The organism is Angustibacter peucedani, from assembly GCF_054779595.1.
In genome coordinates this window covers 53,385-69,071 of sequence record NZ_BAAGXY010000002.1, presented here as the reverse complement: position 1 = coordinate 69,071, position 15,687 = coordinate 53,385, and the positions used below count along the sequence as shown (strand labels likewise).

Here is a 15,687-nt window from a genome sequence, read left to right as displayed (position 1 = left end):
TGGTGCCGGTTTGGTGGGTCCGGTGCTGCAGCTGGTTCGGCAGCGGTGGGGCTCGTCTGCTTCGAGGGTGTGCGTGATGGGTGCCTGGTCGCGCCGGTCAAACGGCCGGGTTGCTCAGGGTGTGGGCGCGCTGCGAGCGGTGTTGCGGGGGCGCAGCGTGATGTGCGCGATGACGGCTCCGGCGGCTGCCACGGCGGCCGCGGCGAGGAACGCGGCGGTGTAGCCGTCGGTCAGCGAGGTGACGTCGCCGAGCTGGTTCGCGCCGTTGGCCGCCGCGATGGCGGTCATCGCGGCCAGGCCGAGCGCGGAGCCGACCTGGTAGCTGGTGTTGACGATGCCGGCCGCGAGGCCGCCCTCCTCCGGACGTGCGGAGGACAAGGCGATGCCCAGGGATGGGATGAACGCCAGGCTCATGCCCGCGGCGGCGACCAGCGTCGCTGGCAGGACGTCGACGAGGTAGGCCCCGTCGGGGCGGGCCAGGGACAGCAGTGCCAGGCCCGCGGCCAGCACGCCCATGCCGGTGACCAGGGCACGGCTCGGGCCGAACTTGGCGATGGCGCGCGGTGCGACGAGCACCATGCCGGCCATGATGAGAACGGTCATGGGCAGCAGCGCTGCCCCGGACGGGAACGCCGACAGGCCGAGCACCTGCTGCAGGAACAGGTTCAAGAAGAACCACATCGGCACCCAGGCGGCGGCCAGCAGGAACTGGGCGACGTTGGCAGCGGTCAGGGACCGGTTGCGGAAGACGCCCAGCCGCACCAGCGGCTGGTTCCGCGTGGCCTGGGAGGCGACGAACCCGCCGAGCAGCACGACCGACACCACAGCGCTGGTCCACGTCGCGGCCGAGGCCCAGCCGACCTGAGGAGCGCGCACGATGGTGAACACGGCAGCGGCCAGGCCGCCCGTGACCGTGACGGCACCGAGGACGTCGAGACGCCGGCGGCTGCCCGGGACCGCCGGCATCAACCGAAAGGTGGCGATGATGGCCGCCGCGGCGATGGGCACGTTGAGGTAGAACACCCACGGCCAGGACGCGTACTGGGTCAAGACGCCGCCGAGGAACACCCCGGCCGTGCCGCCGGCCGGAGCCGCGGCCCCGTACAGAGCCAGCGCCTTGGTCAGGTGCTTGGGCTCGCTGCCGAACAGCACCATGAGCAGCGTCAGCGCCGACGGTGCGATGAGGGCAGCGCCGACGCCCTGGACAGCGCGGCCGGCCAGCTCGACCGGGACCGATCCGGCCGCCCCGGCCACGAGGGACCCGGTGAGCAGCACGGCCCACCCTGCGGCGAAGACCCGACGGGCGCCGAGAAGGTCGGACAGGCGGCCGCCGAGCAGCAGCAGGCCGCCGAACGCCACGACGTAGGCGTTGAACACCCACGACAGCTCGCCGGGTGCGAAACCGAGGTCGCTGCGCATCTGCGGCAGTGCGACACCGATGATGGAGGTGTCCATGATGACCATGAACTGGGCGGCGGCGATGAGGCCGAGCGCCCACCAGCGGCGTCGACCAGCACGGGCATTCGTCCGAGATGCGTCGTGGAGGCTGTCGGTGGTCATCGGGGTGGTCCTTTCATTCGCGGCGGTATGAAGACGTGCCACCACGGTCGGCACCGGCGGTGTCGCGCCGCTGTCGCCGGCTTGACGTACACGCGAGCGCTCAGGACAGCGCGCGCACAGCGGCTCGACAGTGAGCGGAGGGAGCGTGGACCCCGCTCGGACGTGTTGTTGCGGCCACTGCCTTGCTGCGATGCTCGACAAGGGGCACCGCCTGCCCAGCCATGAGAGGTCCGATGCAGTTCCGCCTACTGGGCCCGTTCGACGTGCTCGTCGACGGCACGACCTGCCAGGTCGCCGGCCGCGGCGAACGTGCGTTGCTCGCGCTGCTCGCCCTGTCACCCGGCCAGGTGCTCGCAGCGTCCACGCTCATCGATCGCCTGTGGGACCCAGACAGCCTGCCGACCGACCCGGGCAACGCCCTGCAGCTCCGGGTGTCGAAGCTGCGACGGGCTCTGGCCGCGTACGGCGTCCCCGACCTGGTCCGCCGCGAAGGCGCCGGTTACCTGCTGGACGTCGCCGCCGAAGACGTGGACGCGCACCAGTTCACGCGCCTCATCGCGACCGCCCGCCGCACCGGCGAGCCGCAGCAGGCGCTGGACGCCTACGACGAGGCGCTCGCGCTGTGGCGTGGGGACCCGCTGGTCGACTTCGCAGGCGAGCAGTGGAGCACCGTGGAAGCAGCCCGCCTGGACGAGCTGCGGCTGGCCGCCGTCGCAGAGCGCGCCGAGCGCATGCTGACCCTAGGCCGGTACGAGCACGTCGTCGCCGACCTAGAACCGGTCGTCGCGCTCGCCCCGACCAGGGAACGGCTGGTCGGCCAACTCATGACCGCCCTGTTCAACGCCGGTCGGCAGGCAGAGGCCCTCGCGGTCTACGGACGAACCCGGACCATGCTGGCGGAAGAGCTCGGCATCGACCCATCGCGCGAGCTGCGCGCAGTGATGGAAGCCATCTTGCGTCAGGAGGAGTCCGCGAAACGGCCTACCGGGCTTGGCGCGGCTGGGCTCACCAGCCGAACTGAGCGCCCCGCCACTCACCCCGGCGTCCCCCGTCAGCAGTCCACCCCCGCCTCGGCGGACAGTGGCGCGGCCTCGCAGGCGGAGGCGACGCCAGCTCGTGACCTCGGGAACCTGCCCTTGCGGTCCACCACGTTCGTCGGCCGCGAGTCCGACCTGGGCCGGGTCGCGGACCTGCTGGCCGACTCACGCCTGGTCACGCTCGCCGGTCCGGGCGGCGCCGGCAAGACCGCACTGGCCGTCGAAGCGGCCCGCGCGGTCGCTGGGCGCTTTAGGGACGGTGTCACTCTCGTCCGGCTGGCCGCCGTGACCGAACGCGACACGCTGCCCCACGCCGTTGCCGACGCGCTGGGGGTCACCATCGAGGGCGGGACGGCGGCTCACCGACCACGCGACCTGCTTGTCGCTCAGCTGCGCGACGCCCGAGTCCTGCTGGTGCTGGACAACTGCGAGCACCTCATCGAGCCCATCGCCGCGCTCGCCGAGACCCTGCTGGCTCGATGCCCTGACGTGCACCTCCTGGCGACCAGCCGGGAAGCGCTCGCCGTCCCGGGCGAGGTGCAGGTGCCCGTCGCCCCGCTACCCGTGCCGGTACCGGGTGCCGCAGCCGCCGACGTCGCAGCGGTCGCCGCCGCCCGGCTGTTTCTCGACCGAGCCCGCGTCGCCAGCCCGCTGCTGGCCGCCACACTGGACGACGCACCGGCCGACGAGGAGACGATGGCCGCGGTCGCTGCCATCTGCCGGCGGCTGGACGGCATCCCCCTGGCCCTCGAGCTTGCCGCCGCCCGCCTCGCGAGCCTGAGCCCGAGCGAGCTCGCCGAGCGGGTCGTCGACCGGTTCGCCGTCCTCACCTCGGGGCCCCGAACCGCCGACGCCCGTCAGCAGACGCTGCGTGCCACCGTCGACTGGAGCCACGACTTGCTCACCGCACCCGAGCAGGCGCTGTTCCGGCGGCTCGCGGTGTTCCGCGGCGGCTGGACGCTCGACGCAGCCGAGCACGTCGTCACCAACGACCTCCTCGCCGACCTTGCCGGCGAACCTCCAGGGGAACGGTCCGAGGCGTCGTTGACCGAGGTGGACGGCGACGTGCTCGACCTGCTGGACCGGCTGGTGCGGCAGTCGCTCGTCGTGGTCGACCGACCGGCCAGGCCTGGTGCGCGGACCCGGTACCGGATGCTCGAGACGCTGCGGCAGTATGCCGCCGACAAGCTCGCGGTCTCCGGTGAGGAGACGGCACTCGCGGGGGCGCATGCCCGGTACTTCCTGACCCTGGGTGAGCGGGCCGAGACGGGACTGCGCGGTCACGGACACGACCATTGGCTCGCTGCGCTGACCGACGAGCACGCCAACATCCGGGCCGCGCTGGCCTGGTTTATCGACACCGACGGGCAGGCCGAGGGCGCGCTGCGACTGGCCGGGTCGTTGGGCCTGTACTGGCATAAGAACCGGCACCTTGAAGGCCGTGAGACGCTGCGCCGCGTCATGGCACTTCCCGGCGGCAGCCCGGCGGCCCGAGCCCGGGCCATGCAGGCGGTGTCGCTGGTCGAGCGGCCACGTGCGTGCATCGTCCACCCCAGCGAGCAGTGCGCGGCCGCAGCGGCCCACAGCCTGCGGATCTTCGAGCAGGTCGGTGACCGGCCACGGGCCGCGTTCTCGCGACTGCTGCTGGCCGTTGAGGGCGTCGGCGCGAACCCACGACCGGACGCCGAGGCGCTGCTCGAGCAAGCCGACCGTGACTTCGCGGCGCTGGACGACGACTGGGGCCGAGCCGTCGCCGCGTTCGTCCAGATGGAGACTTTGACCAAGCGCGGAGACGAGCCCGGAGCCGAAGCCGCAGCGACTACCGCACTCACGCGCTTCCGGGCTCTGCAGGACGGCTGGGGCCTGTCCGCCGTGCTGTACCACCGCGCTTGGGGTTTGGCCCGATTCGGTCATCACGCCGATGCGGTGCCGGTGTACGAGGAGGCCATCGAGGTCGCAGCCCACTCCGGGGTTATGAACACGGTGCAGTGGGCCACCGCCGACCTCGGCATGACCCTGCTGGCCCTGGGCCGCGTCCAGGACGCCACAGCATGCTTCGCCCGAGCCGGCAGCATCTCCGACCAGGTCGGGGACGACGCCGGCCGAGTCCTCGGCACGTACGGCACAGCTGTGCTCGCGCACGACGACGGGGCCTACGCCACGGCCCGGCCCCTGTTCGCCGCCGCCGGCGAGGCGCTCGAGCGGCTCGGCGTGCCGCTCGCCGCCGGGCTCGCGCTGGCCGGCGTCGCGTCCTGCGACGAGCACCTCGGCGACGCAGTCCGGGCGGCCGGCGAGTACCAGCGCCTCGTCGCCCTCGGCGAGCGCGCTGGCGAGGTGGGACTGGTCGCGGCAGGCCTGGAGGGGTTGGCGCGTGCTGCGCTCGTCCCAGGCGATGTCGCGGGCGCGCGCGAGGCGGCGCGGCTGCTCGGCCGAGCCGGATGCTTGCGGGACACCTACGACCGGCCGCCCACGAGCGCCGAACTTGCGGCGGCCACGTCCGCGCGGACGGCGGCGACGACCGTGCTCGGCCCGTCGGCGTACGACGACGCCGCGCGGGATGGGGCCGCGCTGGGGCTGCGCGTCGGCGCAGACGGCTGAACGGTCCCGGCGGTCCCGCTATGGCCGTTGCTGGTGCGCCGCGTGCCTGTCTGTCAGGGGGACATCCGCCAAGGCAGCGGTCACCTCAGCGGCCGTGACGTCACCGTGGACGACCAACCGCGCGGTCACGGCGTCGGCCTCGACGGCGATCACACCGGGTAGGTCGCGCAGCCGCGCGGTCACGGCGCGCACGCAGTGCCGGCACGTCATGCCAGGTACGTCCATCTCGACGACGCTCACAGCACAGGACTCCTCGATCTGGGGGACACCCCAACGGTCGCCGTCGCGGCTGTCCACTTTCTGTCGCGATGCCAGCGCGACGGCGGTTGGGCTCAGGTCCGGAAAGACAGGCGCCGAACAGCAGCGGTACAGCACCGGCGCAGACGGTGGGACCAGCGAAAGGAGCACGCCATGACCATCGTCCGCATCCAATGCCCCACCTGCCGGGCCTACGACGACGTCCCCGCACCCGCACTCATGGTTGACGCCGACGACCTGACCGACCACCTGACCGAGGACCACCCCTGCGCCGCGGCCGTCACCTGGATCTGCGCCGGCTGCGACGGGCTCGTCGACGTGCCAGTCGAGTGGGCGACCCTGCCCCGGCTGGTCTGCGCCGGTGCCGCCCTCCTCGAGGCCGCCGACATCACCGACCCGAGCGACACCACCGACGCTAGCGACGCTCGTGAGGCGACTGACCCGTCAGCCGCCGTCGCGACCCGCCGACCGCTGCACCCGGAGCGCCCGCCCACCGGCCCGCCGCTCACGCTCGACGACCTCCTGGACTTCCACCAGCTGCTCGCGGCGAGTCATTGGCAGGGACCGGCCGCCGGCCGTGACCAGGCCATCTGACCGGGGCGAGTTCCCCAGCCGAGGCGTGACCCTGCTCGTACAGTCACGACAGCTCCGGGAGACATGATGATCATGCGGCACTCGCACCACCCATTGCGCCCTGACGTGCAGCCAGAGGGCCCGCTACGGCACATCGGCATCGTCTTGTTCGACGACGTCGAGGAGCTGGACGCGGTCGGCCCTTGGGAGGTGCTGTCGGCGTGGACGAAGTTCCACCCCGGCGACGGATGGGCCGTCTCCTGCTTGTCCGCCGACGGGGCCGCTGTGAGGGGCGCCAAGGGGTTGGTGGTGGGAGCCCACCACAGCTTCGCGGACGCGCCCAGGCTGGACGTGCTCATCCACCCCGGCGGCGTCGGCACCCGAAGGATGTTGACCGACTCCGCCCACCTGGACTGGGTCCGCGGCCAGCGCGCCGCCGTGCCGCTGATGGCTAGCGTGTGCACCGGAAGCCTGGTGTACGCCGCTGCCGGGATGCTGGCGAACCGTCCGGCGGCGACGCACTGGGCGGCCGTTGGCGAGCTCGCAGCTCTCGACCCGAGCACTCGCATCGACCCGGACGCCCGTTGGGTCGACAACGGTGAGGTCATCACCTCGGCCGGGGTCTCGGCCGGCATCGACATGGCGCTTTACCTGGTCGAGAGGCTGGTCGACGCCGACCGCGCCCGCGAGGTGCAGCGTTACATCCAGTACGACCACGGCCCGTACCCCCGAACGGCTGGCGACTGACCGTCCGCCGCGACCCGGCGCCTCGGCCAACCACGTGGAGTGGTCGCCGAGGCGCTCGCTCGCGCCTTGGCCGCATCGCGCCGGCGCCGTCATCCGCCGTCACCTGAACCGCTCGCCACCCAGGCAGGCCCATGACCAGGTGGATGCCGGTCATCTGACCGGGGTGAGCGCAGCCGTTGCGGCGCACCGTTGCCACCACGGCCGAGCAGTCCGCACCACCCGGTCGAAGCCCCCACGGATGGCGGCACGCGCACTGCGCGACACCGTCCGCTGACCTCGAGGAGACCGTCATGAGCACCACCCACGCGCAAGGCGACCCGGCTGGGCACACGCCCAGCCCGTCGACGACCGAGCACCACGCACCGCACGCGCACGGCGCCGGTGACGTCACCGCCGGTCACGGCAACGACGGCCCGCGGCGTTCGTGGGCGGTCCTGGCCATCGCCCTGGCCGCGCAGGTCCTCGTCGTCCTGGACATCTCGGTCGTCAACACCGCCCTGCCGTCCATCGGCGCCGACCTGCACCTGAGCGGTTCGGACCTGCAGTGGCTGGTGACGGCCTACCTGATGATGTCCGGCGGTGGCCTACTGCTCGGCGGCCGCATCGCCGACCTGATGTCCCGCAAGGTCGTCTTCCTGGTCGGGCTCGCCCTGTTCACCGGCGCGTCCATCCTCAGCGGGTTCGCCGGGAGCGCCGGCCAGCTCACAGCGACCCGCGCGACCCAGGGGCTGGCTGCCGCGCTGCTCACCCCGGCCGCCCTGTCCATCATCACCACGACGTACTCCGGCGCTCAGCGCCGCACCGGACTGGCCATGTGGGGCGCCGTCGGCAGCCTCGGCGTCGCCGCCGGCGTCCTGCTCGGCGGCGCGCTGACCACCTGGGCCGGGTGGCAGACCATCTTCTTCATCAACGGACCGGTAGGCGCCGGCGCCCTCGTGGTCGGGCTCAAGGCCATCCCGCGCACCGGGTCGACCTCGGGCTTCTCCCTGCGCCGGTTCGACGTGCCCGGAGCTGTCGCCGTCATCGGTGGGCTCGTCGCCGTGGTCTATGCCCTCGGCTCGACCCAGCGGTACGGCTGGACCTCACCGACCGTCCTGGGTGCGTTCGCGGTCAGCGCGGCCCTGTTCACCGCCTTCGCCTTCCTCGAGCTGCGCACGACGACCCCGCTGGTCCCGCCGCACACGTGGAAGGTCGGCACCCTGGTCTCCGGCACCGCCGTGATGCTCGGCGTGACGGCCATCCTGGTCGGCGCGGTCTTCCTGACCTCCATCTACCTGCAGACCGTCCTGGGCTTCTCCGCGCTGCGGGCCGGCATGGCGTTCCTGCCGTTCGCGCTCGCCATCACCGCCGGCACCGTCGTCGCCCGCCACGGCATCGCGCACGCCTCCCCGCGGGCCCTGGCCGCCGTCGGCCTCGTCCTGGCCGCCGCCGGGGCGGTCGGCCTGTCCACCGCTGACGCCGCCAGCACCTACGCCGGCGGCGTGATGCCGTGGCTGGTCGTCCTCGGCCTGGGCGTCGGCATCGTCTTCGTCCCGGTGTCGGTCACCGCGATGGCCGGCATCCCCCCGCAGCACGCCGGATTGGCGTCCGGGTTCCTGATGACCGGCCACGAGGTCGGTGCAGCCCTGGGGGTGGCGGTCCTGTCCGCGGTCGCGACGACCGCCGGTTCGCTGACCACGGCCACCGGCGCGACGGCCGGCTTCTCGCGCGGTCTGCTCGCCGCCGCGGTCATCGCCATCCTCGTCGCCGCGGTGGCGGTCTGGCGGATGCCCGCGACCCGCATCACCGGCGCCGTCGGGCACATGCACCACTGACCCACCGCTGGGCATCCCGCTTGCCCTTCGCCTTCGACCTCCAGTCGTGACTTCCGGTCTCGATTGGAGGTCGAGGGCGCAGGAGCCGTGGGGTTCATGGCGTGGGTTGATCACACGCCTTCCGAGCGGAACCGCCAGCCGTCACGCTGGCCCAGCCGCCCCAGACAGCTCACGAGAAGAGACCGTCATGCACACTCTTGGAGCCCATAGGTCCCAGCCGTCGACACAGCCAGCCGAGCAGGAGGGCGTTGCGGCTGACGTCGACTCGAGCGCACCAAGGCATGGCGACCCGACCTTCACCGGCGCGCAGTGGCTCGGAGCCCTAAGCGCTCCGCTCCTCTTCGGGGTGGCGGTGGGAGCGGTGCAGCTCGTGTCGCCATTGCCGCTCTGGTGGCTGCCGGCCGCGACGGTCTACGCCTTGGAGCTGGCGGTCATCGCGGCGGTCTACATCGGGTTCAGCGTCGCCGACGGGCGCGGGCACGTCGTCGTCGTCGAGTGCGTCGTCGCCGCAGCGTTCGTCGTCGTCGCCGCAGTAGGCGTCACCGGGTCGCCGTGGTGGCTGGTGGCCGGCCTGGCTGGCCACGGGGTGAAGGACTGGGTGCAGTACCGCACGCACTTCGTGGCTCACACCCGGTGGTGGCCGCCTTTCTGCGCGGTCGTCGACGTCGTCGTCGCGGCAGGACTGACCCTCGCCATCGTGGCCGGCGTCTCGTTCCACAGCTGAGGGCTCACCCGGTCGCCGGAAAATTGTGACAGCGGCGCCGGCGGGATTGGGCTGATGGGTTCGCACGTGGCTGTCGGTTCACCGTTGGAGGTCGTTCAGTCACAGCTCGCCGCGCCTCGGACGTCGACCGAGGCCTCCCCGGACGCCCTGGACGGCCGGGATGCGGTGCCGTCCGGGTTCGGCAGGTCCAGCTGGCTGAGCGCGCCCCGCGAGCTCACACCGAGCTTGGCGAAGGCCCCACGTAGGTGGAACGCGACGGTCCGGGGCGAGATCCACAGCTGAGCGCCGACGTCCTTGTTCGACATGCCCTGCGCCACCAGCCCCACGACCTGCAGCTCCATCGGCGTCAGCGCGGTGAGCGTGGATGGATCACGCTTGCGGGCCGTCGCGCCGGACGCGCGGAGTTCTTGGGCGGCGCGGTCCGCGAGGGGTGCCGCACCGAGCTCGTCGAGCAGGACCGCAGCGGCGCGCAGGTGAGTACGTGAGTCCACCCGACGCTGAGAACGTCTCAGGACCTCCCCGTACGCGAGGTGGGTACGAGCCAGCTCGTACGGTCTGGCGGCGTTCTCGTGGTGGAGGAGCGCGGTCGCGAACAAGCCAGGTGCGTGCGCCGGGTCTGCGAGCAGCGCCCGGCCACCAGCGACGGCCGCCAGCGCCCAGGGCCAGCCGGTGGCGTCGGCGAACTCGGCGAGGTCCTCGACCCATTGCTTGGCCAGTCGTCCCTCGTCGCAGCGGACAGCGGCGTCGAACCGGTCCAGGGCCGCCATCCGGGCGATGGTCGTGACCCGCATCTGGCTGAAGTGGTGCAGCGCCTGGGCGCTGTCGCCGGCGTTGGCCGCGTGGACGCCGGCCGCCCAGCGGGACATGTCGCGGACGGGGTCGGTCAGGACGCCCAACGGCTGGCGCTGGGCTTCGTCCAACGCGGTCCGTAGATCCTCGTACCGCTCCTCGCCGCGCACGGCGGCGAGGAGGGTCAACCAGGCCAGCGGGGTGGCGGTCAGCGAGCGCTGGCCCGCGGCGCCGGCCAGCGAGATGGCCTCTTCGGCGGCATCGCGGACACGGTCCCAGTCGCCGCTGAGCAGGTCCGCGTACGCCAGGCGTGGCAACGCGTACAGGACCGACATCACGGCGCCTCGGTCCCGGGCACCGGCGAGCATGCGGGTGAAGCATCGGCGATGCCCCTCGTCGTCACCCAGGTGCAGTGCCGCGTTGCCCACGTTGGCCAGGACGTCGGGGTCCTCGACGGCGGCGGTCGCCTCGACGGCTCGTGACAGCAGGGGAAGGGCGTCGGCCCAGTGGTGCGCGGTGTCGGCTGCGGTCGCAGCCAGCAGGTCACGCAGGCAGCGGGTTCTGGGGTCGTCCGGGAGCGCCTGGTCGGACTGCCAGCGGGCCGGGTGCTCGGTCCCTGCTGGCGCCTGGTCGCTGGACCTGACTTCGTCGATGTCGTCGATGTCGTGAGGGACGGCGGCGTTGTACTGGTGGGTGAGGGTGGCGGCCACGCGCATCTCCAGCGCGCGGACCGGGTCGTCGGTCGACACGGCTCGAGCGGCGCTGATGAAGATGTGATGAGCGGTCGCCGCCGAACCGACGTTCACCTCGATACGAGCCCGCAGCCGGTCGATGTCGGCGCGCAGCAGCCGGTCGTCCGCCAAGGCCTTGGCCCGGTCGGCCAGGAGCGCTGCGCGGGCTGACTGCCCGGCTCCCCAAGCGCTGCGGGCTGCAGCGAACGTGCGGCGACCCTGCTCCTGCTGGTCCGTGGTGAGCTCGGCCGCCCGTTCGTACGCGGCGGCCGCGGCGGCCGCTGCGCCAGCACGCTCTGCCCGGGCGCCTATCCGCTCCAGCGCGGCAGCCACGTCGGGGTCCGGGCCTTCGGCGGCGGCGGCGAGGTGCCACGTGCGACGGTCAGCCAGGCCCGAGTCGGCGGAGTCGCGGGAGTCGCCGGAGCCGGCGGCGTCGGTGGAAGCCGGCGAGGCGGTGGAGGCGCCGGCGTCACGTGTGGCAAGCGCCGCCGCCAGGGCGCGGTGCGCGCGGCGACGTTCGTGGCCGGTCGCGGCCTGGTACATCGCCGAACGCACCAGTGGGTGACGCACTCGCAGCTGGTCGCGGTCCGTCTCCAACAGCTGTGCCTGCTCGGCTTGCTGCACTGCGCCGTCACCAACACCGAGCACTGCCGCCGCCTGCTCCACGACCGCCAGGCTGCCGGTGTCGTCAGCGGCCGCGACGAGCAGCAGCGTCTGCACGTCCTGCGTCATGCCCCGGCATCGTCGAAGGAAGACCCGTTGCACCCGGTCGGTGAGGTGCAGCTGGCCCGGCGGCCCGACCGTCCCGGCGAGCTGGTCCGCCGTCAGCTCGGTGGGCAGCTCGACGAGTGCCAGCGCGTTGCCGCCGGTCTGGGCCACGAGCGAGGCGACGACCTCCTCCGGCAGCGAACCGCCGGCACGCGCAGCCAGCAGGGCACGGCTGGACGCCTCGTCCAGTCCGGTCAGGGCCAGGTCGTCCAGCCCCTCGGCCGTGAATGTGCGGTCGTCGCCGTCGCGTGCCCCGAACACCAGGGCGACGGGATCGGCCTGCAGGCGCCGCGCCGCGAAGAGCAGCGCGGCTCCGCTGGCGTCGTCCAACCACTGGGCGTCGTCGACCACCGCAACCAGAGGTCGGGACTCGGCGGCGTCGGTGAGCAGGCCGAGCGTGGCCAGGGCGACGAGGAACGGGTCGACGGCTGGTCCTTCCTGCTCGCCAAAGGCGACGCGCAGCGCGCGGGCCTGTGGGGCCGGCAGCTGCTCGACGCGCCTGGCCAGCGGTAGCAAGAGCTGGTGCAGCCCGGCGAAGGCCAACGGCGACTCCGACTCCAGACCTTGGGCGCGCAGGACGCTCATCCCGGCCGCGGAGGCGGCGGCGGAGACCGCGTTGAGCAGCGCGGACTTGCCGACTCCCGCCTCACCTCGAATAACGACGGCTGCGGCCTGCCCGCCGCGGGCGCGTTCTAGCAGCCCCTCGAGCAGGGACAGCTCTCGCTCGCGACCGAATAGCACGTCGTGACGCTACTGCGCGCATCACACGCGCAGCAGGTCTCTCGCGAACTCTCGGGGGCGAGGGGGCCAGAGACCCGGCGACCGTGGCGACTGACCAGGGAGAAGCGGCACGCGTCGGGCAGCCTGAACGGGGCTTACGCGATCGGAGCTGGTGCTCAACTGTTCCTGGGCGACGCGGGGGCCGTCGGGGCTGAGCGCAAGGCCAGACCGAGGCGAGGCCCGGAAGGGGCCCGCCTCAGTCCGGCTCAGCACCGTTTGCGGTGGCCGGGGTGGCTCTGGCAGCAGCTGCCACGGGTCAGCTGGTCGCCAGCACCGTCTCCAGGTCGATCTCGATCTTGATTTCCTTGGAGACCAGGACGCCACCGGCCGCGACGGCCATGTTCCAGGTGATGCCGAAATCCTCGCGGTTGACCGTCGTTCTGGCCGAGAAGATGGCTCGGTCGCCGCCCCAGGGGTCGCGCACGTGGCCCTCGAAGGAGACGTGCAGCGGCACGTTGCGGGTCACCCCGTGGATGGTCAGGTCACCGTGGATGACCCCTGAGGTAGCCACCCACTCCACGCTGGTGCTCTTGAACGTGGCCAGCGGGAAGTTCGCCACGTCGAACAGCTCCGCGGACTTGATGTGCTCGTCGCGCGCGTCGCTGCCGGACTCGACGGTCGCCATGTCGATGGTGACCTCGACGCTGGAGCTGGGGATGGGGTCGGCGATGACTACCGAGCCGGTGACGCCGGTGAAGCGGCCGCGGACCTTGGTGACCATGAAGTGGCGGCCGATGAACGAGACGTCGGTGTGGCCGGGGTCGATGTTCCAGACCCCCGTCGCCGGCAGGACGTTGCCGGCCACGGTGCGGGTGGCGATGTGGGCGCTCATGGGGTGCTCCTTCGGATGGGTTGGTTGGACAGAGCTGGAAGGTCAGGCGGAAGGGGCGGCGGACTTGGTGGCCGACTCGGTGGCGTTACCCGCCTCGACCCAGTCCTGGATGCCCTCGACGTACTTGCGGACGTTGGTGTAGCCGAGTTGCTCGAGGCGGTTGGCCACTGCCTGGCTGTTCCGGCAGGCGGCGTTCGAGCAGTAGGTGACGATGGGGGCGGCCTTGTCCGGCAGCACGTCGGCGGCCAGGGCGTTCACGTCGGACTCGACCAGGTTCACAGCGCCTGGAAGGTGCTGCTGCGCGTAGTACGAGTCGGGCAGGGCGTCGACGAGGACGACGGAGCCGGCGGTGACGAGCTCCTCGAGCTCCTGCCGGGTGATGACGGCGCTCATGGTGTTCTCCTATGGGTCGGCAAGTGTGTGTGCACGCACATAATGCACATGCCTGCGCGGCCCTTGTCAAGTCAGTGCGCACGCACACTTCGTAGTGCGTCCCGTTGGCGCGCAGAGGGGGCAACTGCGTGCGCCAGCACGCACTTTGCGCTACTCTTCGTCCATGCCTCGCAACGACGACCGGGTAGCGGCTTGGGCTGGCCTCCTGCGCACGCACGCCGCGGTCATGCCCCGGCTGGAACGGGCTCTGCAACCGACTGGACTTCCGCTGACCTGGTACGACGTGCTGCTGGTGACCAATGCGGCGCCTGACCGCCGACTGACGATGTCGGAACTGGGACGCCGCGCCGTGGTCAGCCGCGAGCGGGTCAGCCGGGTGGTCTCCGAGCTCGAGGTCGCCGGCCTGGTGCAACGCCAGCCCAACCCGGACGACCGGCGCTCGTCCTTCGCTGCCATCACCGACGAGGGGCGCAAGCGGCTGCGACGGGCCGCGCCGTTCTACCTGGCAGCTGTCGAGGAACACTTCCTCGCGCACTTGTCCGAAAGAGAGATTGCCGTGATGGCCAAGGCCCTGAGCAAGGTGCTGGCCAGCGAGGAGTCGTAGCGTCGCGCGGCTCTCCGCTTGCCCCTCGATCCGGTGGCGGTCACCGCGGTCAGATCGCCTTGGTCGCCGAGATCGCTCAAGGCCAGCGCGTGTGCAGCCTCACCGATCGGCGTCGCCGAAGCTAGGCATCAGCGCGGCAGATCAGGACCTTGCTGCCCTCTGGTAGCGCGGGTCGGCGCTGCTCGTGGCCTCCGTCAGGAGCCCAATGCCACCATCAAGGAGCACCCGGCTAGGACGGCGCACGCGGGCGTCATTGCCGTTCGTTCTGAGCGGCTCCGCGATACAGCGTTCATGACGGTACCCAACGCGAAGTAGCCGAAGAGCACCCACGCGATGACGCCGAGCGCCCCCTCCCGCCCCGTGGCTCGAGCGATGAGCGCGGCCGCCATGAGGGCATACAGCACCACCGAGACGGCGCTGCCAATACGCAACCTGTGAGGGAGCACCTCATGCTGTCCGCCCCAAACGAAGCGGCCTATAGGTCGTCCCGACGCTGCAGCGATCTGCACGCCGGAGATCGCAAAGAGGACGAGGCTGGCAAGGACTGCGGCTGCGACGGTCACGACGGGAAGTGTCGCAGTGCCAGGCGAGCTGCACTCGAGCCACACTCGCGTCCGCCGTTCGTCCACCATCCAGGGTTCGTCTTTCATCGGCACGACTGCTCCATCAGTGCGGCATATGCGGACACCCGCCGATCGCCCTGTCGGCCCACACTCCGGCGGTTACTTCGGCACCGACTGGCTCGGCTCGCGCAGTTGCCTTATCGGCAGAGCGTGGGCCCTGCGAGCCCGGATGCAATCCCCCTGCACGCCTGCCGGGTCCTGCTGAAGCGATAGCCACCGCGGGACGCCGATGGTCTGCCAAGATGCCGGACGTGACTGATTCGCTTGGCGCCACCCATGTCCATGCGCTGCCACCAGATATCGGCGAGTACGTCCCGGGACACCATGGAATGCGCGCGGTTTCGCCTGTCATTGACCAACCCGCTGCCAGGGTGTGGCGGGTGGCTTTCATCCATGGCGCTGAGGCCGACGAGATCATCGACTGGCAGGGGGCGGGGTTCGCTCTGTGCGCGCCGGACGACGTCGAGCGAGTGAGTAAGCGCCTAGTTGAACTAGTGGAGGAGACGAACGCGCAGTTCCCTGCTGCGATGGCGAAGTTTTCGGATTCGGAGATTCCGTTCGTGATGGATCGCGGGAATGCCCTGTCCTCTGAGGACGGCAAGCACTTCCGGATCGACGCGTCCTAGTTCCGATGCGCCGATAGGCGATAACCGGGCTGAGCGAGAGGTGCGGCAGGCGCATCGAGAGTGGCGTCGAGGACCTCTGGGCTCGCACTGCCGCGCCAGTTCCAGGGCAACGCCTAGCCATAACCGCGTGGCTCACCCAGTCTCGAGCCCACCACTTGCGCAACTCCTCGGCACTCCTGCCGGCAGCGCAGCGTGTCCCGAGCTTCTAGTCGCGCTGAGCGCCCCCTGCA

The 15,687-nt window shown here is 71.5% G+C and carries 13 protein-coding genes and 1 pseudogene; 7 read left to right on the top strand and 7 right to left on the bottom strand.

Going from position 1 to position 15,687, the window contains the following annotated elements:
- Positions 1 to 114 precede the first annotated feature (114 nt).
- Complete coding sequence (locus ACYVJ4_RS00635; RefSeq protein ID WP_460458165.1) at positions 115 to 1,560, bottom strand: MFS transporter; 1,446 nt, start codon at positions 1,558 to 1,560, stop codon at positions 115 to 117.
- Between the two features lie 233 nt (positions 1,561 to 1,793).
- On the opposite strand from ACYVJ4_RS00635, the gene ACYVJ4_RS00630 reads away from it, so the two are divergent.
- Positions 1,794 to 5,195, top strand: coding sequence for an AfsR/SARP family transcriptional regulator (locus ACYVJ4_RS00630; RefSeq protein ID WP_460458164.1), 3,402 nt, complete (start codon positions 1,794 to 1,796; stop codon positions 5,193 to 5,195).
- Positions 5,196 to 5,213: 18 nt separating this feature from the next.
- On the opposite strand, the gene ACYVJ4_RS00625 is transcribed toward ACYVJ4_RS00630, so the two are convergent.
- Entirely contained in the window at positions 5,214 to 5,603 is a 390-nt protein-coding gene (locus tag ACYVJ4_RS00625; RefSeq protein WP_460458163.1) for a heavy-metal-associated domain-containing protein, read from the bottom strand.
- Positions 5,604 to 5,606: 3 nt separating this feature from the next.
- On the opposite strand from ACYVJ4_RS00625, the gene ACYVJ4_RS00620 reads away from it, so the two are divergent.
- From ACYVJ4_RS00620 to ACYVJ4_RS00605, 4 genes are all read left to right on the top strand, one after another.
- Positions 5,607 to 6,047, top strand: coding sequence for a hypothetical protein (locus tag ACYVJ4_RS00620; RefSeq protein ID WP_460458162.1), 441 nt, complete (start codon positions 5,607 to 5,609; stop codon positions 6,045 to 6,047).
- 72 nt (positions 6,048 to 6,119) lie between these two features.
- Entirely contained in the window at positions 6,120 to 6,773 is a 654-nt protein-coding gene (locus tag ACYVJ4_RS00615; RefSeq protein WP_460458254.1) for a DJ-1/PfpI family protein, read from the top strand.
- Between the two features lie 290 nt (positions 6,774 to 7,063).
- Entirely contained in the window at positions 7,064 to 8,587 is a 1,524-nt protein-coding gene (locus tag ACYVJ4_RS00610) for an MFS transporter (RefSeq protein WP_460458161.1), read from the top strand.
- 346 nt (positions 8,588 to 8,933) lie between these two features.
- A complete protein-coding gene (locus tag ACYVJ4_RS00605) occupies positions 8,934 to 9,311 on the top strand; it encodes a hypothetical protein (protein WP_460458160.1) in 378 nt (125 codons plus the stop codon).
- Between the two features lie 95 nt (positions 9,312 to 9,406).
- On the opposite strand, the gene ACYVJ4_RS00600 is transcribed toward ACYVJ4_RS00605, so the two are convergent.
- The 4 genes and pseudogenes from ACYVJ4_RS00600 to ACYVJ4_RS00585 all read right to left on the bottom strand — a co-directional run bounded on the left by ACYVJ4_RS00600 (position 9,407) and on the right by ACYVJ4_RS00585 (position 13,604).
- Positions 9,407 to 11,563: a helix-turn-helix transcriptional regulator gene (locus ACYVJ4_RS00600; RefSeq protein WP_460458253.1), complete on the bottom strand. Its 2,157-nt coding sequence runs from the start codon at positions 11,561 to 11,563 to the stop codon at positions 9,407 to 9,409.
- A 354-nt stretch (positions 11,564 to 11,917) separates the two neighbouring features.
- Positions 11,918 to 12,340, bottom strand: a pseudogene (locus tag ACYVJ4_RS00595) (BREX system ATP-binding domain-containing protein); the annotation flags it as partial.
- 295 nt (positions 12,341 to 12,635) lie between these two features.
- Complete coding sequence (locus ACYVJ4_RS00590) at positions 12,636 to 13,211, bottom strand: YceI family protein (RefSeq protein ID WP_460458159.1); 576 nt, start codon at positions 13,209 to 13,211, stop codon at positions 12,636 to 12,638.
- Between the two features lie 42 nt (positions 13,212 to 13,253).
- Complete coding sequence (locus tag ACYVJ4_RS00585; protein WP_460458158.1) at positions 13,254 to 13,604, bottom strand: rhodanese-like domain-containing protein; 351 nt, start codon at positions 13,602 to 13,604, stop codon at positions 13,254 to 13,256.
- 163 nt (positions 13,605 to 13,767) lie between these two features.
- Between ACYVJ4_RS00585 and ACYVJ4_RS00580 the strand changes: the two genes are divergently transcribed.
- On the top strand, positions 13,768 to 14,208 hold the full coding sequence (locus tag ACYVJ4_RS00580; protein ID WP_460458157.1) for a MarR family winged helix-turn-helix transcriptional regulator: 441 nt from the start codon (positions 13,768 to 13,770) through the stop codon (positions 14,206 to 14,208).
- A gap of 194 nt (positions 14,209 to 14,402) precedes the next feature.
- On the opposite strand, the gene ACYVJ4_RS00575 is transcribed toward ACYVJ4_RS00580, so the two are convergent.
- Positions 14,403 to 14,771 (bottom strand): hypothetical protein, encoded by a 369-nt coding sequence (locus ACYVJ4_RS00575; protein ID WP_460458156.1) that lies wholly within the window; start codon positions 14,769 to 14,771, stop codon positions 14,403 to 14,405.
- A gap of 302 nt (positions 14,772 to 15,073) precedes the next feature.
- Here ACYVJ4_RS00575 and ACYVJ4_RS00570 point away from each other — a divergent pair, with 302 nt between their 5' ends.
- The gene (locus ACYVJ4_RS00570) at positions 15,074 to 15,457 is read left to right on the top strand and encodes a hypothetical protein (protein ID WP_460458155.1); all 384 of its coding nucleotides are present in this window, start codon (positions 15,074 to 15,076) and stop codon (positions 15,455 to 15,457) included.
- The last annotated feature ends 230 nt before the right edge of the window (positions 15,458 to 15,687 follow it).

Coding starts and splice junctions, on each gene's coding strand:
- ACYVJ4_RS00615 (WP_460458254.1), top strand. CDS start 6,120: ATGCGGCACTCGCACCACCCATTGCGCCCTGACGTGCAGCCAGAGGGC.
- ACYVJ4_RS00635 (WP_460458165.1), bottom strand. CDS start 1,560: ATGACCACCGACAGCCTCCACGACGCATCTCGGACGAATGCCCGTGCT.
- ACYVJ4_RS00570 (WP_460458155.1), top strand. CDS start 15,074: ATGCCGGACGTGACTGATTCGCTTGGCGCCACCCATGTCCATGCGCTG.
- ACYVJ4_RS00620 (WP_460458162.1), top strand. CDS start 5,607: ATGACCATCGTCCGCATCCAATGCCCCACCTGCCGGGCCTACGACGAC.
- ACYVJ4_RS00610 (WP_460458161.1), top strand. CDS start 7,064: ATGAGCACCACCCACGCGCAAGGCGACCCGGCTGGGCACACGCCCAGC.
- ACYVJ4_RS00580 (WP_460458157.1), top strand. CDS start 13,768: ATGCCTCGCAACGACGACCGGGTAGCGGCTTGGGCTGGCCTCCTGCGC.
- ACYVJ4_RS00590 (WP_460458159.1), bottom strand. CDS start 13,211: ATGAGCGCCCACATCGCCACCCGCACCGTGGCCGGCAACGTCCTGCCG.
- ACYVJ4_RS00600 (WP_460458253.1), bottom strand. CDS start 11,563: ATGACGCAGGACGTGCAGACGCTGCTGCTCGTCGCGGCCGCTGACGAC.
- ACYVJ4_RS00585 (WP_460458158.1), bottom strand. CDS start 13,604: ATGAGCGCCGTCATCACCCGGCAGGAGCTCGAGGAGCTCGTCACCGCC.
- ACYVJ4_RS00630 (WP_460458164.1), top strand. CDS start 1,794: ATGCAGTTCCGCCTACTGGGCCCGTTCGACGTGCTCGTCGACGGCACG.